This is a genomic window from Sediminispirochaeta bajacaliforniensis DSM 16054, assembly GCF_000378205.1.
In the GTDB taxonomy this organism is placed as follows: Bacteria; Spirochaetota; Spirochaetia; order DSM-16054; family Sediminispirochaetaceae; genus Sediminispirochaeta; species Sediminispirochaeta bajacaliforniensis.
The window spans coordinates 1-8,112 of sequence record NZ_KB899449.1; the positions used below are offsets into that span (position 1 = coordinate 1).

At 42.7% G+C, this 8,112-nt stretch carries 11 protein-coding genes; 3 read left to right on the top strand and 8 right to left on the bottom strand.

The genetic code is table 11. The features are described from left to right. From F459_RS22840 to F459_RS0121425, 7 genes are all read right to left on the bottom strand, one after another. Window positions 1-257: hypothetical protein (locus F459_RS22840; RefSeq protein WP_154651769.1), on the bottom strand; the 257-nt coding region annotated here is incomplete at its 3' end. A 389-nt stretch (window positions 258-646) separates the two neighbouring features. Beyond that, window positions 647-1,672, bottom strand: coding sequence for an NADase-type glycan-binding domain-containing protein (locus F459_RS24320; RefSeq protein ID WP_211214032.1), 1,026 nt, complete (start codon window positions 1,670-1,672; stop codon window positions 647-649). Continuing rightward, window positions 1,632-2,396 (bottom strand): hypothetical protein, encoded by a 765-nt coding sequence (locus F459_RS0121400; RefSeq protein WP_020614692.1) that lies wholly within the window; start codon window positions 2,394-2,396, stop codon window positions 1,632-1,634. Before F459_RS0121400 ends, F459_RS24320 begins: the two co-directional genes overlap by 41 nt. Before the next feature lie 28 nt (window positions 2,397-2,424). Further along, entirely contained in the window at window positions 2,425-3,039 is a 615-nt protein-coding gene (locus F459_RS0121405) for a hypothetical protein (RefSeq protein WP_020614693.1), read from the bottom strand. 476 nt (window positions 3,040-3,515) lie between these two features. Beyond that, window positions 3,516-3,899: a hypothetical protein gene (locus F459_RS0121410; RefSeq protein ID WP_020614694.1), complete on the bottom strand. Its 384-nt coding sequence runs from the start codon at window positions 3,897-3,899 to the stop codon at window positions 3,516-3,518. A gap of 66 nt (window positions 3,900-3,965) precedes the next feature. After that, a complete protein-coding gene (locus F459_RS23425; RefSeq protein ID WP_020614695.1) occupies window positions 3,966-5,009 on the bottom strand; it encodes an NADase-type glycan-binding domain-containing protein in 1,044 nt (347 codons plus the stop codon). A 241-nt stretch (window positions 5,010-5,250) separates the two neighbouring features. Further along, window positions 5,251-6,213, bottom strand: a complete 963-nt coding sequence (locus tag F459_RS0121425; protein ID WP_020614697.1) for an NADase-type glycan-binding domain-containing protein — start codon at window positions 6,211-6,213, stop codon at window positions 5,251-5,253. Window positions 6,214-6,334: 121 nt separating this feature from the next. Between F459_RS0121425 and tnpA the strand changes: the two genes are divergently transcribed. From tnpA to F459_RS22860, 3 genes are read left to right on the top strand one after another with little or no spacing between them, the layout of a single operon-like run. Next, entirely contained in the window at window positions 6,335-6,631 is a 297-nt protein-coding gene (tnpA, locus tag F459_RS24065; protein ID WP_020614698.1) for an IS66 family insertion sequence element accessory protein TnpA, read from the top strand. Further along, window positions 6,628-6,972, top strand: a complete 345-nt coding sequence (gene tnpB, locus F459_RS0121435; RefSeq protein WP_020614699.1) for an IS66 family insertion sequence element accessory protein TnpB — start codon at window positions 6,628-6,630, stop codon at window positions 6,970-6,972. Before tnpA ends, tnpB begins: the two co-directional genes overlap by 4 nt. Window positions 6,973-7,011: 39 nt before the next feature. Further along, complete coding sequence (locus F459_RS22860; protein WP_020614700.1) at window positions 7,012-7,545, top strand: IS66 family transposase; 534 nt, start codon at window positions 7,012-7,014, stop codon at window positions 7,543-7,545. Between the two features lie 24 nt (window positions 7,546-7,569). Here F459_RS22860 and istB read toward each other — a convergent pair. Further along, window positions 7,570-8,112: IS21-like element helper ATPase IstB (gene istB, locus F459_RS0121445; RefSeq protein WP_020614701.1), on the bottom strand; the 543-nt coding region annotated here is incomplete at its 5' end.

An 8,112-nucleotide genomic window follows, 5' to 3' on the forward strand; every position in this document is an offset into this window, starting at 1 on the left:
TTCGCCTTCTCTACCTTCGCCTCCAGTATCCTCGTATTACTGTCCTTTATCGCTGCTCCTGAAAGGTCCACTCCGTAATCAAAACTCGGCGCTTCAAAGTACTCGTACACCCCTATCCTCTGTTTCTCCGTCTCCGTCGCCCACATCGTCGAGTCTACTATCGCTTCCCTCTCGTAATTACTCCCCTTCCTTCGAAAACCGGCCACCGTCATCGTCTTGTCAAGGTTCTTCTCCAAACCCCTGTTCGCGCTGGCCACCTGCTCCCGTATCCTCTCTTCCGCTTTCTCATCTGGGCGTCCCCCTCGCTTCTCGCTCGGGTCGGGATTGCTCCGAAGTCCGCTTCGCTCCCGTCCTCGCACTCTGTGCTCGGACCGGCCTTACGGCCGTTCTCCGCATCCCTGACGCTCGGTCATCGATTTGTTTTTTGGGAAAAATAAGGCGTATTCAGGACAAGAAAAACGGACGTTCTATAGAATATCTCTACCATAGTTTTTTTGTAAAAAGAGAACCTTTTGCCGAAATTCTATGTTGTCGTCTGGTTTTCCCTCCTCACACAGCTGGGCTTCACTGACAATGAAAATCATCCTCCGCCTTGTCTTTCGGTAAAATCCTGTAAAGCAGCCAGGGCTGTTTTACGATCCTATGGTCAGCGAGTTTCTGGACCGAAAACTTGCGGTTCAGAAACAGCAGGAGGTGCCGGTGATGTATTTGTGCCGATATAAGGATCAGGCTCACGAGTTAAGACGGCACTTATGCAGGTATCATCCCATCTCTCACCAGGGTACACATCCTTGATTTCAAAAACTACCTTTTCGGCTGGTCGGGGAAATCGAATCTCATCAAACCTGACCATATCCTCGAATCGATATTCAAACTCAAACGGTTCTCCGGAATCAGCAGAACGAATAATCGCTGTTTTAACACGGTTATTTGCTTTGAATAAATGTCGGCGTGTGGGATCTACAAAACCGTTTAACATTACTACATCATTACTTGGTTCACTAAAACTTATTTCCAGGCATTCTCCTATCCCAGGCCCCTCTACCCCTTCCACCCAGGGATTTGCATCTCCATTCCAATAGCTTCTCTCTCCATCTTCTATAATTCTCTTCGTTAGGCCGGAGACAGAATAGGATACCTTTTTTCCATTGAGTATTTCAGTAAGGGTAGAACTTGCACTAATCACAGATACATAACCTTTTGTATAATCTAAACGAAAAAATAATTCTAACTTCTCAGAAGGTGGCTTACCTCGATCGTTCTCGATTGTTTCATCTGCTCCATATAAAATGACTGAATTATCCCCTCCTTTATCATTTTCTACAGGCTTCCCGGAAAATAAAAAAAGAAACCGACTCCCTAAAATAAGACATTTAAGCTGATCATTAAGATATACTGCATTATAACCATTAGGTGTTTCGAAGATATCATTTTCAAAAATAACTTTTTCAACTTTTTTTTTGGGTAAACCAATCCCTTGTGTCTCAAATCTTGTAATAATTAAAGCCTGATTCCTAACTTTAAATGTATCTGTTGTTATACTTCTTGATGATAAATTCTGATAAAAAAAATTAATAGGAATCACTATCGAACAAGCAACAAACATATCTCCAATAAAAAACAACAACTTTTTAATGCCCATAGTAACCTCTAAGAGCGCTCCAATCTTCATGTATCACTGTCCCCATATTAAACTGAGGAAACACCTTCCAATCAGATAAGTTCTTTGTGATTATAAGCTGATTCGCATCTGTATTTACTATACAGCCATCTGAAATCAAATAGTCCAATGGCTTTTCGAGAAAATCAAGACCTGGCGTTGCTTGATGCTCCTTCCAAGGAGCATCCCGGTTTGGGGATGGAAATCCACTCCAATTACCATCGGCCCCAAAACTACCTCCATCAATTGTTTCTCCATTCTTTAGCAGAAACGTCATCAATCGAAATTTACTCGATCCAGAACCATAACTGGTAAAAAACGGACTATCTGCCTTAATGGTATTTCCCTGCACCCTACCAAATGCAGAATAGTAGCCTGTTGGCTGAGAAAGGGACGCGGATAGAGTATTATCTACTGTCTGTACATTATCTATAAAAAAATGAGAAATACTATTTCCATCAATACTCTTCTTTATGTATTCAGATGAATCTAATTTGTTGTATTCATTCCTTAAATCTCGATCCCCTCTACTTCCTAAGAAACTTTCAGCCAAACGCGTATGCACAATATCCACCACAAACTTATCATACTCTCCATTCGTCATACTCTGATCAAATCCAATCGAATAGCCAGCCCAATTGTCTGTAATCTTGAAATCAGCAATACTGTCCCCATGCCATCCATTACTCGCATCCCATGTCTGACCTGCTCCCTCTTTTAACAGCAGTTCTCCCATGAGTTTCTGCTGCTTATCAACTGGCAAATCACCAAAAGAAAATTGTCCGTTTACAGAGAGTCTTGCAACCCATGTCCGAACTCATTCCCAGCACATCCTGGAGGGTCTGCTCATTATAATTACTCATATCCGCCGGATTCACACCCAACAACTCCGATGCTCTATCCATTCCAATGTATTGGATCAAGGATTGGCTCACTGATCTCGTTTCCGTATCTACGAGTTTAACCCGTTTCCCATTTTCATATATATAGTTCCCTTCAGCATCAGCCAGATACAAATCAGCCTTATTGTCATTTAACAAACGTCCGTCTGTGGTCAACTTCCAATAATCCGCACTCGAGTCATACCCTCCGGCACGTCCGGATATCCCGGCTTCTCCCCCTCCATACAATGCAGCAAGGTCTCCCATAATCTCTGTTCCGACAAAGGCTCCATACCCGTAGTCATGCCTCATTCGATCCGCCATCAGCGTGTGCCCTATCACTGCCGCTTCCGTCTCTTCTACCTGTTCCAGCTCACTTCCCACGACTCCGTCACGGTACGCTTCATGCTGCAACAACACTCCTGCCAGCAGCTGCTCTTCCTTGCTTCCTCCATTTCCTGCAAGATAGATATCTCGGCCACCCTTCCCATTCGCCACCGTCTGCGCCTTCTCCTCCTAAATGCAGCTCAAGCGCTCCTGTTCCCATCACCTTCGCTACATTCAGTGTGCTTTTTTCTGTCTCATCCGGGCGTCACCCTCGCTTCTCGCTCGGGTCGGGATTGCTCCGAAGTCCGCTTCGCTCCCGTCCTCGCACTCTGTGCTCGGACCGGCCTTCAGGCCGTTCTCCGCATCCCTGACGCTCGGCCTTCGGTTTGTTTCTTGGAAAAATAAGGCGTATTCAGGACAAGAAAAACAGACGTTCTATAGAATATCTCTACCACAGTTTCACGTTTGAAATACGAATCCCTTTGCAAGGAATACTACTCACTCATCATATACTATCTCAATGAGATGGCTACTTTCTCCAGCCATCTCAATATAACAATAAATCGTTTATTCGTATTTCATCGTTTACAACATTCTGCACCAAAGCTAATCTGACTACATATTAAGGATTCTTTGCAAATCGCTTTTTATTCTTCTGACAAGGTATACACTGTACCGTCTATATCAATAGTATTTTCATTCATCGTTCCTGTTAAGGAAATATCTCCGGCCTGAATGCTTATTTCATCTCCGGTAATTTGAAACGAACCAAACTCTAAGGTAAGCAGCATCGAAGCATCTTCCGTATATCTATCTACCGAATATGAAGCCATTCCTGAACTGGCACCCTCCACTATCGCAATACTCGCAACATCACGGTATTCTTCTGTTTCTGTTACATTCAGGAAAATGATAAAATTACTGTTACCATCACCACTGCTTGTAGTAGAACTCCCTCCGGGCTCGGTTACGCAAGAAAATACCAACGTCATCAGAAAAAAAATCACTAATCCTTTCACAATTCTTTTCATAAAATTCTCCTTTTTGTTTTCCTTTCATTCAACTGTAATCTTAACTATCTAATCTACAGCATTTTTCTATTGGGCCTCATAACGGCCTTTCGCTTCTTCAAGATACTCTAACGCCAAACCACTGTTTCGGGTATGCAATATATCAGGATTCACAAACAGACCAGAAATTGCCATATCGTCCCATTTTTCTCCATCATACACATCCTGTACCGTTAATCGAACGCTCTTAACTTCTTGGGGAAAATCTATCTGGGCAAAATGCACATAATCCTCAAACGTATACTCAAAATCATCAAACCCCTCTCCGCTTACCCTTACGGTTTTCATTCGCGCATTACGCTTATACAGATGCGGCCTTTCAAGATCCACAAAACCGTTTAAGACCACAACATTATCTACCGGTACATGGAAATCTATATCAATACTTACCCCTTCTCCGTTCCCCGCAGCTCCCTCTACCATCGGGCTGGAATCGTTCACAAAATACATCGCGACTCTTGCTCTACTTGGAAAACTGTAAAACCAACGATACTTCAGCATATCATCATCATAGACTACTTCCTCTCCTCTTACGGCTTCCTTCAGAAAAGGCACAGACAGGGATATCCTGCTGATTACCTGGGGTAAAATGAATGTTGTATCAAACAATTCCTCATCGATATCTTCAGGGGTATCCCGAAGAAGAAAAGTCCTTGCATCCTCAATTCTCTGTATTGTCTTTTGATAATAAGAATTATTTGTACGTGTTGTCGCAAAGTACCCGCCGCCCATAATCGCTACTTCACGGGTATCTCCATCCCAGTATCTCTGGTAAAGATTCTCATCTGTCTGTAAGGATGATAAGGCTATACGGGTCTCTTTCCTTCCTTCACATATGTAAAAATTCTCGCTGTCACAAACAAAATACGGATATAACCCGTCCTCTTCTTTCAATCCCTCTAAGTTCTGAATATTTAGTGAATCACTAGTAAAACTAAATAGCTCTGTCACTTCATCAAGACCCTGGATATACGAACTGGGGGGAAACATCCATATTTCCTTATCCTCTCCGTAAACATTCTGTAGAAACCAGAATGGAATAAAAGATAGGATTAAAATCAGCTTTTTCATACGTCACACCTCAAGGATTGTAGATCTGTAGATACCGATTATATTTCTGCTGGATAGTACCAAACAGTACGTAACCATACGGTAAACCTAATGTATCGGTAAGATAAGAAGTATAATTTGTGAAGTTTTCCTTACTTGTTACTCCGCATCCGGTATTCCCGTAATATCTTGCAGGATGCTGCAAATGCCTTCCATCAGGAGGTCCATATCCGGCATCTCCGTTTGCACCATCAATTACCACTTACTTCCAATCAACGGGAAGCATAAGTGCCGAGATAGCAGTGTCTTTCCATTTTGCTCCAGGATACACACTCATAATAATCAGCCTCATCGTTTTTACCGGTCTTGGAAAAACAATCGTCTTGAAATAGACGAAATCCTCAAATTGAATTTCTTGCTCCATCTCTTCTCCCTCTTCAGTTGTCCCTATAACGCTTGCTCTTTTTACCCTGCTATTGAGCCGGTATAAATGCGGTCTTGTCGGGTCGACAAATCCGTTCAGGACATAAAATTTCTCCTTGGGTACCTCGCTATCGATCTCTATCCATTCCCCTTCCCCATACCCAGCACTGTCCTCTACCCACGGATATGCAATCGGATTATAATACGTCTTATAATATGGCCGACCGAACAGCATAAAGTCAAAGATGTATTTCCCATCATAGTTAACCCGCTGCCCTCCCAACACTTCTGAGTAAGAACCGCTTGTCGTTATGCTCTTTTTGCTAATAGAATAGGATGACCTATCAAGATACGGAGCGGTATAATATTGCAATGAATTCTCATAATTTTCTCTTTCTCTTTTAATACGATTTTCTCTCACCATTCCTATCTCAAGGTCATTGACGGAAGCATACTCTCCAGTGCTCATGTCCTTATCAAACACCAGAATATATTCATTCCCAAGAATAACATACATCATGCTACCTTCGATAACAAACTCAATAAATCCTGTTTCTTCATCAAGCATCATGCTCTCAATAGGAAAAATCTCTGTTTTCTCCGTCACTCCGTTATAGTGATATTCCATCAAAATATTTTTTCCATCACGTAGAAATAATACTCCTTCAAGATATCCCATATCTATCGTCTTTGGATCAACGAACGAGTTATATACTTCACTCATCCAATCCTCAGCACACAGGGGAAACCGAAACAACTGCAACAGAATGAGCAGGATCAATGTCCGTAATACTTTAGCCATTGCTGGTACTCCTTTTCATAATCCCTTTCAAGGATGGTTGAACGGTAAGCGGTAATACTTCCCTTCTTGGAAAAATCTGAAAATGCATTATTCTCCGTGAAAATATTTACGGAGGAATGGAATGAGGAAGATAATAAAGAATTGGCAGGAAGTATTTGAGCAGCATAGTCAGAGCGGCAAGACAATACCGGAGTTCTGCAAAGAAATAGGTATTCATCCGAATACTTTTTATAAGCATAAAAAAAGGATCGGTGATGACCCGAAAAAGAGATCTGAAATAATAGAAATAAATCCCGTTCAATCTGCAGCAGCTATCCCAATAGTACTGAAGTCCAAAAAGTTTTCAATTTCAATAACTACCGGATTTGATGAATGCTTGCTGAAATCAGTTCTGAAAATAATCGGAGGACTCGAATGATATTCGATTATAGCGATTATCGATATTTTATCCGGCCCGGTAAAACTGATTTAAGAAAAGGAGTGAATGGATTGAGCCTGCAGATTCAGAACGTAATGAGGAATGATCCATTCTCAAAAAGCCTGTTTCTGTTCTGTAACGGCCAGCGTAAGCTGATGAAAATTGTGTATTGGGATCGTAACGGCTTCTGCCTATGGCAGAAAAGGCTCGAGAAGAACAAGTTCCCCTGGCCGGAAACGGAAGAAGAGGCCCGGGAGATAAGGCTTGAAGAGCTTAAGATGCTGCTCGACGGAATAGATTTCTTTAAAGCGCATAAAGAATTACAGTATTCACGTGTATAGCCTAGTAATTATTTTGTTATTTTGATATGCTCTGTTTTAGTGAATAGGGAAGCTGAGCTGCAAGAGGAAATAGCGCGACTCAAACATGAGAATCAGAAATTAAGAGAACAGGTAGGTTTACTGCAGTTACTGCATTTCGGAACAAAAACAGAGAAGTTCACCAAAGAGGATAAAAACCAGGCATCCCTGTTCAATGAAGCTGAAGATTCCGCGTTTGAACAGAAGGAAGGAATAGAACCTGAAACCCGCAAGGTAAAAGCCTACACCAAAACAGTTCGCAAGAATGCCGGAAGAAAAGCCCTGTCAGAAGGCTTACCACGCGAAATAGTTGAATACGACATTGATGAAGAAGATAAAACATGTGCCTGCGGAGCCGAAAAGGTCTGCATAGGAGAAGATGTTTCCGAGCGGCTCTGTATAGTTCCTGCAAAAGTAGTAGTCAGACGTGAGATAAAGAAGAAGTATGTCTGCCGTAATTGTGAAGGAACAGAAGCCGATGAACCAGGTGTTCAGACCGCTATAGGGCCTAAGTGTCAACACCGGAATGAAATTGCAGTTTTTCATCGGAGTTAAATTGCAGAGTTCCGGCAAAAATCTTTAGAAGCCAACGGCTCCAATCTTCATTCTGTCTTTCATACGATACGAATCGCCTTTAAGGCTCACCACATGGGAATGATGCAAGAGCCTATCCAGAGTTGCAGTGGCGACTGCATCATCAGCCATAATCTCACCCCACTTGCCAAAAGTTTTATTTGAAGTGAGGATGATAGATCCACGTTCATACCGGGTGTTGATGAGCTGGAAAAACAATGCAGCCTGTTCTGAATTGAGATTCTCGTACCCGACTTCATCAATCAGAAGGACATGGGGTTTTCCGAACCAGGTCAGCTTGTTCTTTAGCCGTCCCTGGTCCCGTGACCGCTGTAATCGTTCCAATAGGTCCAGACAGCTGATAAAGTATGCGGTGTAGCCATTTAGGCAGGCTTTTTGTCCCAGGGCCGTCATGAGGTGAGTCTTTCCCAGACCGCTTGGTCCGAGGAGAATGATGTTTTCCCTGCGCTCAATAAACGCCAGATTGGACAGCTCGTTGAACTGCTTCTGAGTAAGTCCTCCCTTTGGCCAGGAGAGATCGAACGCTTC